The organism is Croceifilum oryzae (assembly GCF_030814315.1).
In the GTDB taxonomy this organism is placed as follows: domain Bacteria; phylum Bacillota; class Bacilli; order Thermoactinomycetales; family Thermoactinomycetaceae; genus Baia; species Baia oryzae.
In genome coordinates, this window is record NZ_JAUSUV010000009.1 from 1 (window position 1) to 16873 (window position 16873).

At 40.8% G+C, this 16873-nt stretch carries 19 protein-coding genes; 5 read left to right on the plus strand and 14 right to left on the minus strand.

Translation table 11 applies throughout. The annotated features are described in order from the left end of the window. Nucleotides 1–42: 42 nt before the first annotated feature. From J2Z48_RS10785 to ndk, 8 genes are all read right to left on the minus strand, one after another. Complete coding sequence (locus tag J2Z48_RS10785) at nucleotides 43–825, minus strand: hypothetical protein (protein ID WP_307253396.1); 783 nt, start codon at nucleotides 823–825, stop codon at nucleotides 43–45. A gap of 67 nt (nucleotides 826–892) precedes the next feature. Beyond that, the gene (gene coaA / locus J2Z48_RS10790) at nucleotides 893–1825 is read right to left on the minus strand and encodes a type I pantothenate kinase (RefSeq protein WP_307253399.1); all 933 of its coding nucleotides are present in this window, start codon (nucleotides 1823–1825) and stop codon (nucleotides 893–895) included. A gap of 89 nt (nucleotides 1826–1914) precedes the next feature. Further along, entirely contained in the window at nucleotides 1915–2403 is a 489-nt protein-coding gene (locus J2Z48_RS10795) for a hypothetical protein (RefSeq protein ID WP_307253402.1), read from the minus strand. A 148-nt stretch (nucleotides 2404–2551) separates the two neighbouring features. Next, nucleotides 2552–3649: a histidinol-phosphate transaminase gene (gene hisC / locus J2Z48_RS10800; RefSeq protein WP_307253404.1), complete on the minus strand. Its 1098-nt coding sequence runs from the start codon at nucleotides 3647–3649 to the stop codon at nucleotides 2552–2554. A 299-nt stretch (nucleotides 3650–3948) separates the two neighbouring features. Beyond that, nucleotides 3949–5043 (minus strand): 3-dehydroquinate synthase, encoded by a 1095-nt coding sequence (aroB, locus tag J2Z48_RS10805; protein WP_307253406.1) that lies wholly within the window; start codon nucleotides 5041–5043, stop codon nucleotides 3949–3951. Between the two features lie 15 nt (nucleotides 5044–5058). Then, complete coding sequence (aroC, locus tag J2Z48_RS10810) at nucleotides 5059–6222, minus strand: chorismate synthase (RefSeq protein ID WP_307253409.1); 1164 nt, start codon at nucleotides 6220–6222, stop codon at nucleotides 5059–5061. A 25-nt stretch (nucleotides 6223–6247) separates the two neighbouring features. Then, nucleotides 6248–7255, minus strand: a complete 1008-nt coding sequence (gene holB, locus J2Z48_RS10815; RefSeq protein WP_307253411.1) for a DNA polymerase III subunit delta' — start codon at nucleotides 7253–7255, stop codon at nucleotides 6248–6250. A 95-nt stretch (nucleotides 7256–7350) separates the two neighbouring features. Next, nucleotides 7351–7794, minus strand: coding sequence for a nucleoside-diphosphate kinase (gene ndk, locus J2Z48_RS10820; protein WP_307253412.1), 444 nt, complete (start codon nucleotides 7792–7794; stop codon nucleotides 7351–7353). Between the two features lie 217 nt (nucleotides 7795–8011). On the opposite strand from ndk, the gene J2Z48_RS10825 reads away from it, so the two are divergent. Beyond that, complete coding sequence (locus tag J2Z48_RS10825) at nucleotides 8012–8719, plus strand: DNA alkylation repair protein (RefSeq protein WP_307253414.1); 708 nt, start codon at nucleotides 8012–8014, stop codon at nucleotides 8717–8719. 2 nt (nucleotides 8720–8721) lie between these two features. On the opposite strand, the gene lplA is transcribed toward J2Z48_RS10825, so the two are convergent. Further along, a complete protein-coding gene (gene lplA, locus J2Z48_RS10830; protein ID WP_307253416.1) occupies nucleotides 8722–9714 on the minus strand; it encodes a lipoate--protein ligase in 993 nt (330 codons plus the stop codon). A gap of 245 nt (nucleotides 9715–9959) precedes the next feature. After that, on the minus strand, nucleotides 9960–10127 hold the full coding sequence (locus tag J2Z48_RS10835; RefSeq protein WP_307253418.1) for an alpha-helical endospore appendage domain-containing protein: 168 nt from the start codon (nucleotides 10125–10127) through the stop codon (nucleotides 9960–9962). Nucleotides 10128–10526: 399 nt separating this feature from the next. On the opposite strand from J2Z48_RS10835, the gene J2Z48_RS10840 reads away from it, so the two are divergent. Next, nucleotides 10527–11459, plus strand: coding sequence for a collagen-like triple helix repeat-containing protein (locus J2Z48_RS10840; protein WP_307253420.1), 933 nt, complete (start codon nucleotides 10527–10529; stop codon nucleotides 11457–11459). 167 nt (nucleotides 11460–11626) lie between these two features. Here the strand turns inward: J2Z48_RS10840 and J2Z48_RS10845 are convergent, their stop codons facing one another. Further along, nucleotides 11627–12358: a hypothetical protein gene (locus J2Z48_RS10845; protein ID WP_307253422.1), complete on the minus strand. Its 732-nt coding sequence runs from the start codon at nucleotides 12356–12358 to the stop codon at nucleotides 11627–11629. A gap of 44 nt (nucleotides 12359–12402) precedes the next feature. Here J2Z48_RS10845 and J2Z48_RS10850 point away from each other — a divergent pair, with 44 nt between their 5' ends. Together J2Z48_RS10850 and J2Z48_RS10855 are read left to right on the plus strand one after the other, a co-directional pair. After that, the gene (locus J2Z48_RS10850; RefSeq protein ID WP_307253423.1) at nucleotides 12403–13335 is read left to right on the plus strand and encodes a helix-turn-helix domain-containing protein; all 933 of its coding nucleotides are present in this window, start codon (nucleotides 12403–12405) and stop codon (nucleotides 13333–13335) included. Nucleotides 13336–13352: 17 nt separating this feature from the next. Beyond that, nucleotides 13353–13700, plus strand: a complete 348-nt coding sequence (locus J2Z48_RS10855) for a hypothetical protein (protein WP_307253425.1) — start codon at nucleotides 13353–13355, stop codon at nucleotides 13698–13700. A 364-nt stretch (nucleotides 13701–14064) separates the two neighbouring features. Here J2Z48_RS10855 and J2Z48_RS10860 read toward each other — a convergent pair whose 3' ends face one another. After that, complete coding sequence (locus J2Z48_RS10860) at nucleotides 14065–14670, minus strand: DUF3298 and DUF4163 domain-containing protein (protein WP_307253427.1); 606 nt, start codon at nucleotides 14668–14670, stop codon at nucleotides 14065–14067. A gap of 225 nt (nucleotides 14671–14895) precedes the next feature. On the opposite strand from J2Z48_RS10860, the gene acpP reads away from it, so the two are divergent. Beyond that, nucleotides 14896–15144 (plus strand): acyl carrier protein, encoded by a 249-nt coding sequence (gene acpP / locus J2Z48_RS10865; RefSeq protein ID WP_307253429.1) that lies wholly within the window; start codon nucleotides 14896–14898, stop codon nucleotides 15142–15144. Between the two features lie 88 nt (nucleotides 15145–15232). Here the strand turns inward: acpP and J2Z48_RS10870 are convergent, their stop codons facing one another. Continuing rightward, entirely contained in the window at nucleotides 15233–15664 is a 432-nt protein-coding gene (locus J2Z48_RS10870) for a pyrimidine dimer DNA glycosylase/endonuclease V (RefSeq protein ID WP_307253431.1), read from the minus strand. 14 nt (nucleotides 15665–15678) lie between these two features. Next, nucleotides 15679–16704 carry a spore photoproduct lyase gene (gene splB / locus J2Z48_RS10875; protein ID WP_307253432.1) on the minus strand — a complete coding sequence of 342 codons (1026 nt, stop codon included), beginning with the start codon at nucleotides 16702–16704 and terminating at the stop codon, nucleotides 15679–15681. Nucleotides 16705–16873 lie beyond the last annotated feature (169 nt).

A 16873-nucleotide genomic window follows, 5' to 3' on the forward strand; every position in this document is an offset into this window, starting at 1 on the left:
ACCGTCTTCTTTGCATAAAAAATCTCCTCCACTGTATATAACTCATTCTACAGGATAAAGGAGATTACTCAAATTTAATTTGGGGGCTAAATAGAAAGTAACGCCCAGATATCCTTGATCTTCTAAGATGTATTTTTCATAGTATGCATAATCATACAGAAGTGAGAAGCGATTCGGATATAGATGATACATTCGCCCAAAACCAAATCTTGGTCCTCCGCTTTTAATAGGCTCTTCTGGAATGGCAAACGTTTGCAGTATCTGCTTGAATTGCTGACGATAAATCGCTTGATCTTGTGTCAATCGCACAATATCTTGCTGTAAATATCGTAAAAAACGTTGTAAGTCATATATCATCTGATTTTCTTCATCACGATAGCAATTAGGTGAGTGGGATTGCTGAAAAGGAATATACGACTGAACAAATGCTTGTTGAATCTGTTCTCTAGTATCACTAGGCATATGATAGAGATACTGGGTTTGGTGAGAATAGCCTGGAAATAACCAGCCCTTTTTTAATGCCGCCACGACAAAGGACCTAGGCGTCCCTTCTTCGCCAGATAAGGCCGCGCGACCTTTTGCAAGTAGCTCTTCCATCGTGTAGGCTGGGCTTGGGTCAAGCGTAATTAACTCAATAAATCGCAATTCAGTCGTAGAGCACCCTTCCAGCAAATTATGGATATAACTTTTTTTACTGATTTGACGTAGTAAGCTACAGATTAACTCATGCTTCGAGTGTTGATCTGTTTGTTCACATCCATAGTACCCATGTAATTGTTTTAATTGATCAATTCCTGCATAGGTAAGCCATTCTGCTATTCTCATCTCACTACGACACCCTTTCATCCCTATTAATAATAGTTTGGACGAAAGGGTGTTAAGTTAGTCATATTTAAATCCGTAATTTCCTCTGTACATATATATCGGTAACGGAGTGATCACCATTTTTATGTAGAATCACATCTGCCCGTTCACGTGAAGGTAAGATATAGTTATGTAGATTTACATGGTTAATCTCGTTCCATACGTTAGTAGCTCGGGTTAATAGCTCCTCTTCGCTCAGCGAGGTAAATTGATGATAGTAGGAACTCGGGTTTGTTCGAGCTTCCTTCCAGAGCCTTTTGACTCGCTCTAGATACCACATAATCTGATTCTCTTCCTCTGCATCCACATAGATTGAGATATCTAGAAAATCAGCAGCAATCCATGAGGTTCGCTTCAGCAAATCTAATTGAACGGGAACGACTTGCAACACATTTAACCCTTCTACAATCACCATTTTCGGTCGTGTGAATGTAAGGGTTTCATCTGGCAATATATCGTAGGTATCATGTGAGTAAATCGGAACCTTAAAGTTCGAAAAGCCAGATTTGCATTCATAGAGAAGGCGGACGAATCCTTCCATATCATAACTCTCAGGAAAACCTTTTCTATGTAACATATTTTTCTCAGTCATGGTTTTCATCGGATATAAAAAGCTATCTGTTGATACAACTGCCACCGAATCGTGACCCAACGAATCTTCGAATAACGTATGAAAAATCTGGGCAATGGTACTCTTTCCACCTGCGACACTACCTGCCACTCCAATAATGAGCGGAATGTTAGCAGTACGCGGAGCTTGTTGTAAATGATGATATAGCTCCACAAAGCGAGAAGCAATTGGGAGATACACTTGACGAATTTCATGTTCAGAGATTTTTAGTTTATCAATCAATTTCACATACGCTTCTGGCGACAGTGAAAAAGGAGTTGCCTGCTGGCGCCCATTCCACTCATCGCGTTGATAGCGGACATGGAGGGTCAAGTCAACCTCTTGGCTCATATTCATTCTCCTCTTTAGAGATCTTTGTCCATTGTGACAAAAAAAAGAGAGAATGACAATCTTTTTACTCTTTACCAGATAAAATCAAATCATTTCTGAACGAATACTTTATGCTTAGAAGCAAATCTGCCTCCTTGTTCATCCTTATCTTTGATCTTCATCCATCTCCCGAATAAGAAAGCTGCCCAAGAGACGATTAAAATAGCGAACGGTGAATCCCACTCTCGTAAGCCAAATAGGATAAAGAATTCACCTACTAGATATGTCCAATCTGCCTGTATTTGCCCAAACCATGTCCATGGTAGAACAAAAAAAGGCAGGTGATATAAACAAAACAAGGCGCTCGAACTCTTCCAGTTAAGGTGATAGCTCCATTTAGCAGTAGAGCCTAGACCCATATAAGCGAATAAGGTAATCGCTCCGACCATGAGTAACGTCCATTCATGAAGAAGCTCCGTCATATCGCTAATAGGGAACCAAATAGAGATAAAAAAAGGAAATACCCATGTTTTCAAAACGAAAATACAAATTAAAACAAAGAAAAATTCCAATGAAAAATGCCAGATTCGCCCGCCCATAGACAACCCTCCTCACCCCACATTATGTGGACAAACCAAAAAAAAGAACCGCTAATCGGTTCTAACATGGCAATATAGGATAGGAGTGGAGAGAAACCATACTGTATATTAAATATAACCCATTTATTATCTGAAATGCAAGTAATTTCTAACATTTTCGCTCTTCTAAAAAGGACTCAAGTTCTTTCAAAAAAACCTCATTTTCCTCTTTACTACCAATGGTAACCCGAAGGAATGTAGGAAATCCGAGTCCTTCTCCTGAACGGGTAATCACTCCACGATGAAGTAAGAATTGAAATACATCATTGGCTGGGAAACCTGTATCAAATAAGATGAAATTTCCGTGCGAGGGATAGTGGAATAAGCCTAATTGATCGAGTCGTCCTGTAATCTGCTTACGTCCACTCTCATTTTGATTACGGCAATAGAAAACAAACGTTTGATCTTCCACTGCAGCGCTTGCTGCTAATTGAGCCAAACGATTTACATTAAAAGGATCCCGTACCCGATTTAACTCGGTTACCACCTCTGGGTGTGCAACTCCAAACCCTACCCGTAGCGCCGCCAAGCCATAAATTTTAGAGAAGGTACGTAGCACAATGATATTTGGATTGTAGTCAAGTAAAGACAAGGAGTCTGGGTAACTAGAATCTGTTACATACTCAGCGTAAGCCTCATCAAGTACGGTTAAAACATGATCCGGAACTTGGTCTAGAAATGATTCGAGTTCCTCACGACCTACTATCGTGCCCGTCGGGTTATTGGGATTACAGATCCAAACCACTCTCGTTTTATCTGTAATCGCTGCCAGCATTCCTTCAAGGTCATGAGTACCTTCTTTCAGGGGGATTCGAACAGAAGTGGCTCCTTCTATTTTGGTTACCGTTTCATAGCGAGGAAAGGTAAGATCCGCCATTATTGCCTCTGTACCTTGTTCTAGATATGTACTCGCAATCATTTGGACAATCTCATCTGATCCATTTCCAAAGATGAGACGTCGTGTGTCCACTTCGAGGTGCTCAGCTACTTTTTCACGCAAAGTGGGAGCAGACCCTTCGGGGTAAAGTTGGAGGGAATCTTTTCCTTGCTCGATTGCTTTCCAAACTGCTTTTGATGATCCAAATGGATTTTCATTGCTAGCTAATTTGATGATGCGCTCAAGACCGAGTTCTCGTTGTACTTCTTCTAGGGGCTTGCCAGGTTGATAGACAGGTAAGCCGTGAATGGATTTTTTAGATTTGATCATGGATGTATTCCTCCCTTTCTTTTATTTTACAATAGTTGAAGGCGGAAAGGTCTAAATTTTCGTAGAAGCGGGAATGGAAGAGCAACTGATGAATACCAATGAATGAAGTTTGTTCCGGAGCATGTGTCTAGCCACAGCTCAAATAGTGAGCCAGCGAGGATGTGAAAAGCAAGTCCGCTCCGTCCTTCTGTCATAATGAATTGAACCACATGCCTACCAAAGATTTTAGAATCCCCGATTGCTTTCTAGTAAGTACTCTTTCCGTAGGCTTAGCGATATTTTCGATTACGCATATAAAATTAGCAAGCTCCTATCCTACGCAACGCTTGGCGGATCAATCCCTCGGGGATGTGCTCTGTGATTCGAACTTGTCCGCACGTGGGTGATAGAACAAAGGTGAAGCCAGTAGAAGTGTGCTTCTTGTCTCGGCGTAGGTAGTTCATTAATTCATCTTCGGGTAAAGGTGTATGTAGCTTGGTAGGTAGACCGAAGTGAGTTAGTAGTTCCCCAGTCATCTCGGTTAATCCTTGGTTGGAGGAGTGGAGTTGTTCGCTCATCCAGGCTGATCCGACCATGCCAATCGAGATTGCTTCTCCGTGGGTATAGGTGGTATAGGAAGTGGTTCCTTCGATAGCGTGACCGATGGTATGTCCGTAGTTTAGAATGGCACGGATGCCTTGTTCGGTTTCGTCTTGGCTGACGACCGCTACTTTGACGGCGCATGCTCTTTCGATTGCTTCTGTTAGGTAGAGTGGATTTCGTTGTAGTAATTCATCTTTGTTTTCGAATAGCCAGTCGACAAAAGATCGATCCCAAATCAATCCATGTTTGATAACTTCAGCAAACCCTGATTGAAGTTCTCGCATTGACAATGTTTGTAAGGTATCCACATCGTAAATCACACCTTTCGGCTGATAAAAAGCACCCATGATGTTTTTGCCCAGCGCGTGATTAATCGCTACCTTCCCACCCACGCTACTATCATGTGCGAGTAGAGTAGTCGGCAATTGAAAGAAACGAATTCCACGCATGTATGTAGCCGCGACAAAGCCAGCCAGATCCCCGATGACCCCTCCACCTAACGCTAGGATGACACTTTTCCGGTTGCATCCAGCCTCTATTAACTTCCCGATCAAAGATTCATAGGTTGCTACAGATTTCGATTGTTCACCGTGAGGGACGACCGCGAAATTGATAGAGAAGCCAGATTCAGAGAGACTTCTCCGAACTGGCTCCAAATAATGAATAGCCACCTGATCATCCGTGATGAGAAATAAGCGATCTTGTTTTTGAACACCATGCATCTCTAGTAGATCAGGCAACTTAGCTAGTAATCCGGAACCAATCAAGATGGAATAGGACTGTTCAGGTAACGAGACCTCTAACTTTCTCATTTGCTCACACTCCCATTAAAAATTTCTCGTATGCTCTCGGTAGCGCTGGACTTGGTCAATTAACTCCTCCGCTGTATCAGCAGGGAATTTTTCAAGTAATGCTTGAGCCACTTCCCAAGCAACTACAGCTTCAGCTACCACACTAGCCGCTGGAACTGCACAAGAGTCCGATCTTTCAATACTTGCCGCAAATGGCTCTTTTGTATCGATATCCACACTCATGAGCGGCTTGTACAAAGTAGGGATTGGTTTCATCACACCACGCACGATAATCTCTTCACCAGTCGTCATACCACCTTCGAAGCCGCCGAGGCGATTGGTTGCACGAGTAAATCCACGCTCTTTTGACCAGATAATCTCATCATGAACTTGTGAGCCGCGTAGATTAGCCGCCTCAAAGCCAATTCCAAACTCGACTCCTTTAAACGCATTGATGCTTACAATCGCTTGCGCAATTTTCGCATCCAGTTTCCGATCCCATTGGGTATGGCTTCCGAGACCGATTGGCATCCCCCCTACAATCACTTCCACGATGCCACCAATCGAGTCCCCTTCTGCCTTCGCATCATCAATCTCTTTCATCATTGCCTGTTCTGCTTCTGGGTCTAAACAACGTACAGGCGATTCTTCTGTGCGAGTGATGAACTCAGCCAGAGGAACATCTAAAACTCGCTCTGCCTTCACTCCACCAATCTGCAAGACATGCCCTGCAATCTCGATCCCACATAGTGCAAGAATTTGCCTAGCAAAAGCTCCCGCTGCTACTCTAGCCGCCGTCTCTCTCGCACTCGAACGCTCTAAGACATCTCTCAAATCACGGTGGTCATATTTTATCGCTCCATTTAAATCCGCATGTCCTGGACGTGGGCGCGTTAGCTTTCGCTTATCTGCTTCTTCCTGCATCGGAAACGGATTCATCACCTTTTGCCAATGCGTATAATCTTTATTTTCTATCACTAACGCGATCGGTGCCCCGGTTGTCTTACCGAAACGAACGCCACTCATGATTTGGATTTCATCCCGCTCAATCTGCATCCGTCGACCACGGCCATGTCCTTTTTGTCTACGATGCAACTGAAGGTCCATCTGCTCTTTCGAAAAGGGAACTTGGCTTGGTACACCATCTATAATCAATGTAAGTTGTGGACCGTGTGACTCTCCTGCTGTTAGGTATCTCATCTATGTTCATTTCCTCTCAAAATGGTTAATTATAGCCCAGTTTCGTCCAATCACTAGGAGCATCTTTTTGTAGCCGGATGACGAATTGCTCGATTAATGACTGGTTACTTAGCTCAGGTCTAGCTACTAATTTTCTCGTAATCATAACCTGTTCCATCATCTTCGCACATACAGATTGAGTCGTTCTTTTAGCTTGGGTACTGCCCTGCTGTATAAAGTCCGCCATATTCTCATCCGCCATCCCAATCGCCAATCTCGAGACATAGCGAAGCCATATCATAAGAAAGTCTAGAATCAGCGTTACTTGCTTCTTTTGGATCAGCTCTTGGAACCATGGCTCTTGAATGGCAATGATAGCGATAGATTGCTTACTTACTAACAACTGAGACCAATCGATCACATGACGAAAGATTCGTTCCAGCTCCTCCGAATCCATTTCAAACTGCTCGAATTCTTGGGAACACTGTGCTAGTACGTAGTTCATAGGCGGGTCAATCCCGTGAGCTTGCCACATCTTTGCTTGCTCTAACCAAGAAGGCTCTACAAAACGGACCATCTGACACCGAGAGCGAACCGTCTGGACGATACTCTTCTCTTGTTCCGTTATTAAAATCGCTAACATAGGAGAAATCGGCTCTTCTAGGAATTTTAACAACGTGTTCGCCGTCTCCATTCTCATTTGATCAGCCGAGTCTAGAATGACAACACGTGTCATCCCTTCCGCAGATTGATACCGAAAGCGATGTTGTAGCTGTTTGATCTGTTCCATCTTGATCACATTGCCATCTGGCTCAATCACGAGTACATCCGGATGATTCCCCGACTGAATTTGCTTGCAAGTAAGGCATTCATCACATGGATCTAACTGACTCTGCTCGCAATTAATCGCCTTGGCAAACTCTAGGGCCATTTCCCTTTTATATGTACCTTTGGGACCATAAAACAAGTACCCATGGGCGACACGATCTTGCCTGATGGCCGTTTGTAAAAACTCAATCACTCGCTTTTGAGTGGGATATGACTGAAACGACATCTGGTACATGCCCCCGCTCTCTATCACATTCTCTCTATATCCTCTCAAAAGAAAAAAGCCCGGTCAACACCCGAGCTTTTTTTCTTACCATCGCCTTACACCCAACGATTTAATGTTTTTTCATAGCTTGCCACTTCTTCTTCTTTGAACCACAAGCTCAATTCACGTTCAGCACTCTCAGCAGAATCGGAGCCATGAACGATATTCATGCCAACACTAATTCCAAAATCGCCACGAATCGTACCTAGATCCGCTTCTTTGGGATTGGTTTTGCCCATCATATGACGAGCTGTTCCGATCACGCCTTCACCCGCCCAAACCATAGCAAACACAGGGCTAGATGTGATGAAATCTACAAGCTCTCCAAAGAATGGGCGCTCTTTATGCTCTGCATAATGTGCTTCCGCTAGGTCGCGAGATACATGCATCAATTTTGCACCAACAAGTTGGTAGCCTTTCTTCTCAAAACGAGCCACAATCTCACCCACTAAACCGCGTTGAACGCCGTCTGGTTTCACCATAATAAATGTTTTTTCCATTTATATTACCTCCAGTTTATGTAACAAATGTGCCTAGAAAATGCATCTAAGCCAGTTTATAGCTATGTATAAGACCAAAAAAATTGTATCAAGAAGTAAATAGGAAAGCAACCGTTTTCATAGAAAGGAAACCCAGTAAAACCTTCAATTCATAGAAAGGAAAAATAGTATTGACTCTAGAAGATGGGAAGAATGATAAGGAAAGGAAGTGCAGAAAATGGATTTCGAAACCGTTATGCAGGAGCTAGAAGCACTCGGTAAAGAGCGAATGAAAAAAATATACATAAGTAACGGGGCACACGAGCCTCTTTTTGGCGTAGCTACAGGGGCTATGAAGCCACTCGCAAAGAAAATCAAGAAAAATCAACCACTAGCCGACCAACTTTACGCCACTGGAAACTACGATGCTATGTATTTTGCAGGCGTCATCGCAGACCCAGCGGTCATGACGGAAGAACATTTTGAACAATGGATGGATGGGGCATATTTCTATATGATATCTGACTTTGTCGTTGCGGTTACATTGTCAGAAACCGATATCGCACAAGCCGTTGCCGATAAATGGATCAGGAGCGGTGAAGAACTTAGAATGTCCGCAGGCTGGAGCTGCTACTGCTGGCTTTTGGGTAATCGCCCGGACAGCGAATTTAGCACCAGTAAAATGGTCCATATGCTCGATCAAGCGAAAAATACCATTCACGGCTCCCCTGATCGAACCAAAATCGCTATGAATAACTTTATTTACACAGTTGGGCTTTCCTATCTACCACTTCATGATAAAGCGATCGAAACGGCTAAGATTGTAGGTTCAGTCGAAATCCAAAAAGGCACGAAAAAAAGCAATATCTCCCTTGCTTCAGAAAGAATTCAAAAAGATATCGACAAAGGGCGAATTGGCTTTAAACGCAAGTATGTGAGATGTTAACTCTAATATAAAAAATCAAGAAACTCTTCCTTCACTAGATTCCCGAAGTAATACGAAATGTCTACATCACGTAACGCTTCCTCCAGCGATTGACGGTCATAACGAATCCCAACTAGCTTCGTCTCTAGATCCGAAACATCACCCACGCCAAAGAAATCACCGTAGATCTTGCAACTCTCGATCATGGATTTCTCCCCCACTTGTAGGCGAACATCAATGGAACCGATCGGAAAGCGTTTGGAATGTTGGACATTAAATACCGGAGACTCTCCAAAATTCCAATTCCAATTTTGATAGCGTTCACGAGATATCTCATTGATTTTTTCCCAATCCTGATCAGTTAGTTTATATTCGGGAATCGGATTTTGCCCTGCAAAAATCGATTCTAGTAAGCGACGTCGAAATTCTTCAATCGTCATCGATTCAGCTAGATAGTCACTTATATTGGCAACACGACTACGAACCGATTTAATTCCTTTTGATTGGATCTTCTCTTGTTTTACTTGTAGCGCATGGACCAATGGCTCGATATTTACTTGAAACATTAGTGTACCGTGACTAAACATCCGCCCCCGTGTGGAGAACTGTGCATTACCTGATATTTTTTTATCATCAACCAATAAATCGTTTCTACCAGATAAAGTAGCTTGTACTCCCATTTGATGAAGAGCTTGTACGACGGGTTCGGTAAATTTTCTAAAGTTGGCGAAGCTTTTTCCATCGTCTTTTGTGATAAAGCTAAAGTTTAAATTCCCAAAATCATGATACACAGCCCCTCCACCCGAAAGGCGTCGTACTACGCGAATATCATGATCTCTCACATAATCCACATGAATTTCTTCCACTGTATTTTGATGTTTCCCGATAATAATCGATGGTTCATTTATATAAAACAATAGATAGGAATCAGCCAGATCTAGATGTTTTAATGCATACTCCTCAATCGCTAAATTCACTCTCGGGTCATAGATCCCTTGATTGTCGATAAATAACATATGATCCTCCTTAAGTTCAATCACTATTCCTTCAAAAAACGATAGACTTACTTATTTTACATGTAGGAGTATCTAGAAACAAATGTCTTTCGTTTAGCCACTAAGATGCGTTCGAGTAGTCTTTTCTATCCTCTATAGATGAAAAAATGCCTCCAGACCTATGTCTAGAAGCACCTCAAATCTGAAATATTGGGCTTAGAAAATCAATACTAGAACTGAACTCAAAACTTTGACATCCAGTGAGTCTATTTATTCAATGTTCCTAGAACGTATTGAAGCTTTTCACCTTCTGTATACAAAATCTGACTAAGACTAAGCTCTTCGAGAGCGATAGAGGTTAGCAAAAGATTAATTGAATCCTCTCTAGTAATGGATATGGTAGGTGTAATGTTCGGAATATTAGCCTGTGACATAATCTACCTCCTTCATTTCTATAGATTCTTAGTATATATATGTTTTTTTCTATATTTGGTATCAAGTAATCTATCTATTTTATAAGATTCTACTAATCTATCCATTCGCAAGATTCTACATACCTTTGAAAAAGATACCTCCAAACCAGACCTATGTCTAGAGGTATCACGAATAAGGAATCCCAATTACATTATACAGGTGACTATTTAGGGATCCATTATCTGAGCTTATCTACTCCTTATATTTTGATACCTTCGAAAAAAACATAGCTTGTACCATGTGGGGCATCTCCACAACAATTTGCACTCCATCTGTTTGTTGGAACAATTTGTTTATACACTTTTTCTTTTTGAGCATATGCTAGATATGAAAATGGATTTCATCAGGAGGTGAGTAATATGTCTTATCCCAATATACCTAATGTAAGCCCTAATATTACCGTGACTCGAGATGATGCGATTAATTTACTTTTGTCTTCGATTGCTCTAGAGGAACTAGGATTGAGTCATATTATAAATGCAGAAGGAGAGAAATTGCAGTACGTACTCGGAACACTTCCCGGCATTTCGTCAGCGCTAAATCCCTCGCTTACGGATCTTTTAGTGATCAATGAAAGTGTTCGGGATACGATTAACGTGATAACTAAGAAAGAATGGATCTTGAACGAGAAGTTAGAAAATGTCTTAGAAGGTGCTGCAACGAGCGTAGGGACTCCAGGACCGCCAGGGCCTCAAGGACCTCAAGGACCAGGGATTTTAGGACCTCCAGGGCCAGCAGGGCTTATAGGACCTCCAGGACCAGCAGGGCTAGCAGGTACATCAGGACCACAAGGTAATCAAGGACCGCCAGGGACTCCAGGGTCAATAGCACCGGTCATACCTCCTAGCATGGCATTTCTTTCTCTAAGTACCATTGCAACTATAAATAGCAAAGAAGCAATTCCTTTTGATACCCTCATAATTCTACAAGGTGCAGATATCAGTTTTTTCCCTCCAAGTTCTAGTATAGGTCTGCAGGCAGGAATTTACTTAGTAGAGTATAACGCGACTACAGAAGGCTTTTCCGTATCAGAACCCATTTCAAGTACAACTCCGCCGACAGTTGGTTTGCGATTAGGTGGGGTTGAAATTGTTCCAAGTAGATCAGGATCAAGTGCTTTAGCAGATATTGTTACGTTGTCCGGAGGAGCAATCATTTCAGTTGATGATATTTCAGACTTAGAATTAATTAATACCAATACCGGTGTTGGCGGACTATTCGGGTTAATCAATTCGATTGGAAGTGGAAATACGGTTCCAGCTGCTAACATTAGAATCGTTAAGCTTGATTAATTTCATATCCTGTTAGCTACTGATGTATAAGGTGGAAATCTTAGAAGTAAAGTTCATCATGAGACTATTGCATAGTTCTCTATTTGCATAAAGGTTGGGGTTCACAGTAAAGTGAATTCCAACCTTTTTGTGTTTGTGCTTGGATGATTTTATTTTGCTCTAAATACTTATTTACTATCTATAAGCTCATCAAGCTTTATAATCTCTAACTTAAACCCATTCTCGAATGTATCTCTATAAAATAATCTATCTTTGGATGAGTAAGCATAGCAGTTAAAATGATTGTCTTCTTTCAGGACATTACCATTTCGATCGGTGATAATCAGACCAGTAACTTTATTTAATCCTATAAAATAATCAGTTTCTTCATCATAAAACAAGTTACCTTGCGCCCCATACTCATCGTCCATATGAAACCCGTCAAATTGCACTCTATGCTCTATGGGTATATCCTTAACGAAACCCCCTTTTTCTCCTTTGTGAATATCATAAATGAAAATTTCGGAGGGCACTTTCTCGGCTCCGTCTTCTCCTTCATTTGGATTGTGACCGATCACTATAGAGTGATTTCCCATGAAGCACAATGGTCGATCCCAGTTATAACCTGAAAAAACATCAAACATTTCTATAGACTTAAAACACTTCTCATATTGTTTTAGAAAATCGTCAACAGAATACACAATTACACTATCTACAGGCGACCACCTCCAGCCATTAACAGTAAAATACTTGCTATCATCCGAAACTACTATACTGCTATGAAAATAATCAGAGTAATGGTGATCAGGATCTATAATCCGATTTGTAAGTAATAGATCATCACTTAAACGTGTAATATCTAATCGATTCCAATCTGTACCATGAATGAGAAGCGTTTCATTCTCTCTCTCTAGATCCACAAGTAGTTCAGTTAATTGAATCTAATCAAAAGGAGGTAGGACAATTGATTAGGAAGCTAAGACATGAACAAGGTCTCCGTTTAGTCGATTTAGGAGATGGGGAAGCATCATCATCTACTATTAGCAAGGTAGAACGTGGTGTTGGTAAATTTCGAATAGATAGAGTCATTTACCTACTTGAAAAGCTCGGTGTTCCAATAGCCGATATTTCTTACGTACTAGATCAAGAAAGGAAGAATACCTCTCGAATTGAACTTCAATTAAGATCGGTAGAAACATTCTTGAGATTTGAACAACATAAAACAGCCTTATACCACCTAGAAAAAGAGGCAATAAATGATGCTCACTATCTTGCACCGAAGTATCATTATCTAAAAGGTAAATGTTTGATTGGATTAGGTAATTTCGATCAAGCTGAAAGGGCATTTCAGTATGCTATCGAATTGTTAGATGATGAACCGCAGGAAGACAACATCGAAGCGGCTTGTTACGCAGAATTAAGCTTCTGTAAAGATTTTCAAAACGATATACAGGAAGCATTATACTTAGCCGATAAAGGAATTAGTACGTTTGTTCCTGATGGGGATAGACAACACATTATATATGCCTTATATTTAAATAAGTCGTTATATTGTTATAAGTTAAATAAATCAGAAGGAATTCTGGCTTTAAATTATCTAGAATCATCCCTCAATCAGATCAAAGATCCAAATGTTCAATTAGTCTACCATTGGCTAAAAGCGAGCCATACTCGTAAGTCTGGTAAACTTACAGAGGCCTTGCAGTATGCAGAAGAAGGGCTTGCATTAGCTGGTATGGCTAAGTCCTACAACATGATACTAGAGTTTTGGCTGTGCATTGGTGACTGCTTCTTTTCTATGGGGAATTTCGAAGAAGCTGAAAATCATTATGTATTAGCCCTTGAGTTGATGCGAAACGAATTAGCCGTCCAGAAGCTTTCTCGTTTATCTACCTAAAGTTAGGTAAACTCTATTTGGAACAAGAGATGTGGAATAAAGCATTACCTTTTGTTTCAAAAGCATGCAAAACCGCCACAGACAATAACGATGCCCACAGCCTCACCCATGCTTTATTATTATCGGGTGATATTGTACTCAATCTAGATGATCATTCCTCGGCCGTTCAATATTATCAACAAGCGCAAACCCTTACCTATAAACACGGCTTTAAGAAGCTAGAGCAAAAAGCATGGACTCGTCTTGCTAACGCATGGAATCCTGTCAATCAAGCAGAGTATCAATTATGCGCGAGTCGAGCTTTTGAATTGCAGAATTCTGCGAATTTGAAAGGGGATTACTACGATGACGATGAGATCATTTAAAGTTTTCTTGAGTATTTCCATACTATCTGTTTATGTTATTGCTTACACAGTAAACAGCGCGACACCAGTACCTTCTCCTACTAAAATTGCTCAAGGAATAAAACCAATACCGCCTCCGGTTCAGACATAAGCAACTTTGAATAAATATAAAAAGAGGTACTGTTCACATTTGGAAAGTGAACAGTACCCCTTTAACATACCCTCTTCTCTAATCCTAAAGCTGAAGCAGTCCCTTGCACGATAGACTTGGCAAGCCATCTAAAAAATCCAGCTTGTTTTTAGCCAAATTGTCGATTAACAGGCAGTACAGCAGACATCGTTGTAGCACGTACCATATTGATCCTCCTGCTCCCCGCCTGCAATTCTAACCCATCATCACCCCAAGTGGCCCTTCTTCGTTTACGACATCCTGCAAGGAGTAGACGGAGATTGGAAAATAAGGAATGCCGTAAACATACGGGAGCAAATCATATAGCGGAAACGTAATAACCAATGACTTATCCGCTATATAAAAGCCTTGATCTGGCTTAATGCTTTTGAAGGGTTCGAACACAGGAAGATCGCGTTCCTTAATTTGCAATCGAATAATCTGAGAGATTTTTTCTACGTAATCACTATTTGGTTTAAATAGATCCTTCAGTTTGTACTCCCTTCCGGTAGTCGTATCGAAGGTGAGAGGACGAATGACCGTGTTACCATGCGCCCCTCCTGTAAAGGAGTACACACTTAAAACAAGGCTTAAAATATTTCGTTCATTTGTCTTAATTTCAAAATTCCCCACCATCTCCTGAAGGTCTGGCTGACCTAAGCCTTGATCTCGAAGTAAGCGATTAAGTGTTGTCTGGATCGTTCTATTGATCTTATGTTGCACTGTCTGGTTAGCTAGTCCATAGACTTCTGGAGAATAGACATGAACATGTTGATTAGGTGAGTAAAGCTCTGTGTGAATATGAACGGGAAAAGTCACCATAGATGGATATCTCCTTTAAAATATCGTTTATACCAATCTATGATTCGGATCCACTATCCATGAGTCCCACAACGCGTATAACTAACTATGCACACATTGATCTCACGACTCTGCCCATGAATTTGGGAGCCTTTTTATTTAATAAAGAGTGACTTCCTGATATAATATTAATGTAAATATTCTATCATTTAAATAAATGGCTCATAATAGCGGGAGGGTGATTGAATGTCTGATTTTGAAAAACGGGTGAAAACCATTGTTGCAGAGCAATTAGGAGTTAGTATCGAAGAGATCAAAAATGAAGCATCTTTTGTAAATGATTTAGGGGCTGATTCCTTAGATACTGTGGAACTAGTCATGGCACTAGAAGATGAGTTCGGTATCGAAATCCCAGATGAAGAAGCAGAAAAAATCACCACCATTCAACACGCTATTGACTATGCAAGAACTCACGAGCATGCTGCTGGCAATTGATTTTCAAGCCATAATAACCAGATAAAACGTAGAAATGAAGTGCCGATCTTAAGTCAGTCTGATGGCACTTCATTCTTCAATAGTGCACTTATTTCATTTTTTCCCAAGGTTCAATCCCACCCTCCACTACTTCAAATAACGGGTGTACTTCATTTTGCTGGATATGCTTCCATTGCTCCAAAAAAGATGGATCACGCATCTTCAACTTCTCGCATAACCATTCCCATTCATAATCTACTTGTCCTTTCGTGACTTTCATTTTGTATTGAGTACGAGTGTCACCCACTTTGGTCGCATCAAAACGATATCCTCGTTCTTTAGATTCTTGAAGAATACACGCTAAATAAGTAGCCATAGCTTGGAGAGGTTGCTTATGTTGTTTAAAACGAAGCAGTTGAGGATGTTTCGTATACCCTTTCGTCTGCCCATTTAAAACTGCTTGGGCCAGTAAAGATTCTCGCCAGAGCGCCACTAAACCTTTTGAATCTAAATATTTTGGATGGATACTCCACAACCTCATCGATTGATCATCCCTTACGTAAAATATTCAATGACCGAGTTCGGAAAAAACTGTTGAACATATCCTTCGATCGTCTTATGCAAATCCTTTGCTTGATCTGTATCGTAGACGTATTTCACAATACCATACCTTCCCCATTTAACCTTTCGTTCCTCTTCATTCATTTCCAATTTTGTCTTCGGATAGTTTTTTTCAATCACTCGTTTTGCGGGTTTTGTAAATCGGTGTTGGATCAATTCAAAGGTAATATTATCAGATAATTCTTTTGGGATTTTATCGGAAATCATTTGAAAGAGTTCTAGATATCCATTCTCCCACCCATCATGCATGTAGAGAGGGGCCACTACAAAACCGAGAGGATATCCCGCTTCAGCTACTTTAACAGCAGCTTCAATTCTTTGTTCAAGAGAAGAAGTCTTCAATTCAAAGTTCTTGATCACATAATCGGAATTAACACTAAATCGAAAACGAGTGTTTCCGTTATGTTTGGCATGAAGCAAATGATCTACATGATGAAATTTGGTTGTAAATCGCAATCTTCCATAAGTGGTTCCACCAATAAATTCAATCGCCTTATATAGGGAGTGGGTTAGATGGTCTATTCCTACAATATCAGAAGTACAAGAAGCTTCAAACCGAGTCATTTCTGGTTTTCTCTCGTCCATATATTTCTGAGCTTGATCAAAAATATCATCCAGATTTACATAGGTTCGAATATATGGTTTCTGCCCAAGTGTTGTTTGTAGGTAGCAATAATGACAATGAGCCATACATCCAGTGGCCAGTGGAATTGCATATTCCGCTGAAGGTTTCGATGTATCAAACTTTAACGTTTTTCTGATGCCTACAACGAGCGTTGACTTCGCAATTCGGTATTTCTGCGAGTCATTTTCACCCGGCAAGTCACGAATTTGATTATGAGAAGTCGTTTCGCGTATTTCAACGTCTAATTTTTTAAATTTCTCATAAAGCTCTTGTCCAAGTGGGTATTTTAACGCATTGGGTTCAAAATACACCAGCTGAGGAATAAATGGCTCCACACTAAAACCTCCCATTTAAGCTATGTTTTAGTATGTACAAGTTTAAGATTGCAATTCTAGAAAAGGAAGCTGATGTCATGTCTTACACAACAACAATCGCCTCTAGACTGAAGTCCAGAAGCGATCGCCATTAAAAACTATTTTACTTGCGAACCAAAATTTTAATATA

What these genes read in the sequence shown, in the direction of transcription:
- J2Z48_RS10785 (WP_307253396.1), bottom strand. Translation starts at nt 825, where the DNA reads ATGAGAATAGCAGAATGGCTTACCTATGCAGGAATTGATCAATTAAAA.
- coaA (WP_307253399.1), bottom strand. Translation starts at nt 1,825, where the DNA reads ATGAGCCAAGAGGTTGACTTGACCCTCCATGTCCGCTATCAACGCGAT.
- J2Z48_RS10795 (WP_307253402.1), bottom strand. Translation starts at nt 2,403, where the DNA reads ATGGGCGGGCGAATCTGGCATTTTTCATTGGAATTTTTCTTTGTTTTA.
- hisC (WP_307253404.1), bottom strand. Translation starts at nt 3,649, where the DNA reads ATGATCAAATCTAAAAAATCCATTCACGGCTTACCTGTCTATCAACCT.
- aroB (WP_307253406.1), bottom strand. Translation starts at nt 5,043, where the DNA reads ATGAGAAAGTTAGAGGTCTCGTTACCTGAACAGTCCTATTCCATCTTG.
- aroC (WP_307253409.1), bottom strand. Translation starts at nt 6,222, where the DNA reads ATGAGATACCTAACAGCAGGAGAGTCACACGGTCCACAACTTACATTG.
- holB (WP_307253411.1), bottom strand. Translation starts at nt 7,255, where the DNA reads ATGTCGTTTCAGTCATATCCCACTCAAAAGCGAGTGATTGAGTTTTTA.
- ndk (WP_307253412.1), bottom strand. Translation starts at nt 7,794, where the DNA reads ATGGAAAAAACATTTATTATGGTGAAACCAGACGGCGTTCAACGCGGT.
- J2Z48_RS10825 (WP_307253414.1), top strand. Translation starts at nt 8,012, where the DNA reads ATGGATTTCGAAACCGTTATGCAGGAGCTAGAAGCACTCGGTAAAGAG.
- lplA (WP_307253416.1), bottom strand. Translation starts at nt 9,714, where the DNA reads ATGTTATTTATCGACAATCAAGGGATCTATGACCCGAGAGTGAATTTA.
- J2Z48_RS10835 (WP_307253418.1), bottom strand. Translation starts at nt 10,127, where the DNA reads ATGTCACAGGCTAATATTCCGAACATTACACCTACCATATCCATTACT.
- J2Z48_RS10840 (WP_307253420.1), top strand. Translation starts at nt 10,527, where the DNA reads ATGTCTTATCCCAATATACCTAATGTAAGCCCTAATATTACCGTGACT.
- J2Z48_RS10860 (WP_307253427.1), bottom strand. Translation starts at nt 14,670, where the DNA reads ATGGTGACTTTTCCCGTTCATATTCACACAGAGCTTTACTCACCTAAT.
- acpP (WP_307253429.1), top strand. Translation starts at nt 14,896, where the DNA reads ATGTCTGATTTTGAAAAACGGGTGAAAACCATTGTTGCAGAGCAATTA.
- J2Z48_RS10870 (WP_307253431.1), bottom strand. Translation starts at nt 15,664, where the DNA reads ATGAGGTTGTGGAGTATCCATCCAAAATATTTAGATTCAAAAGGTTTA.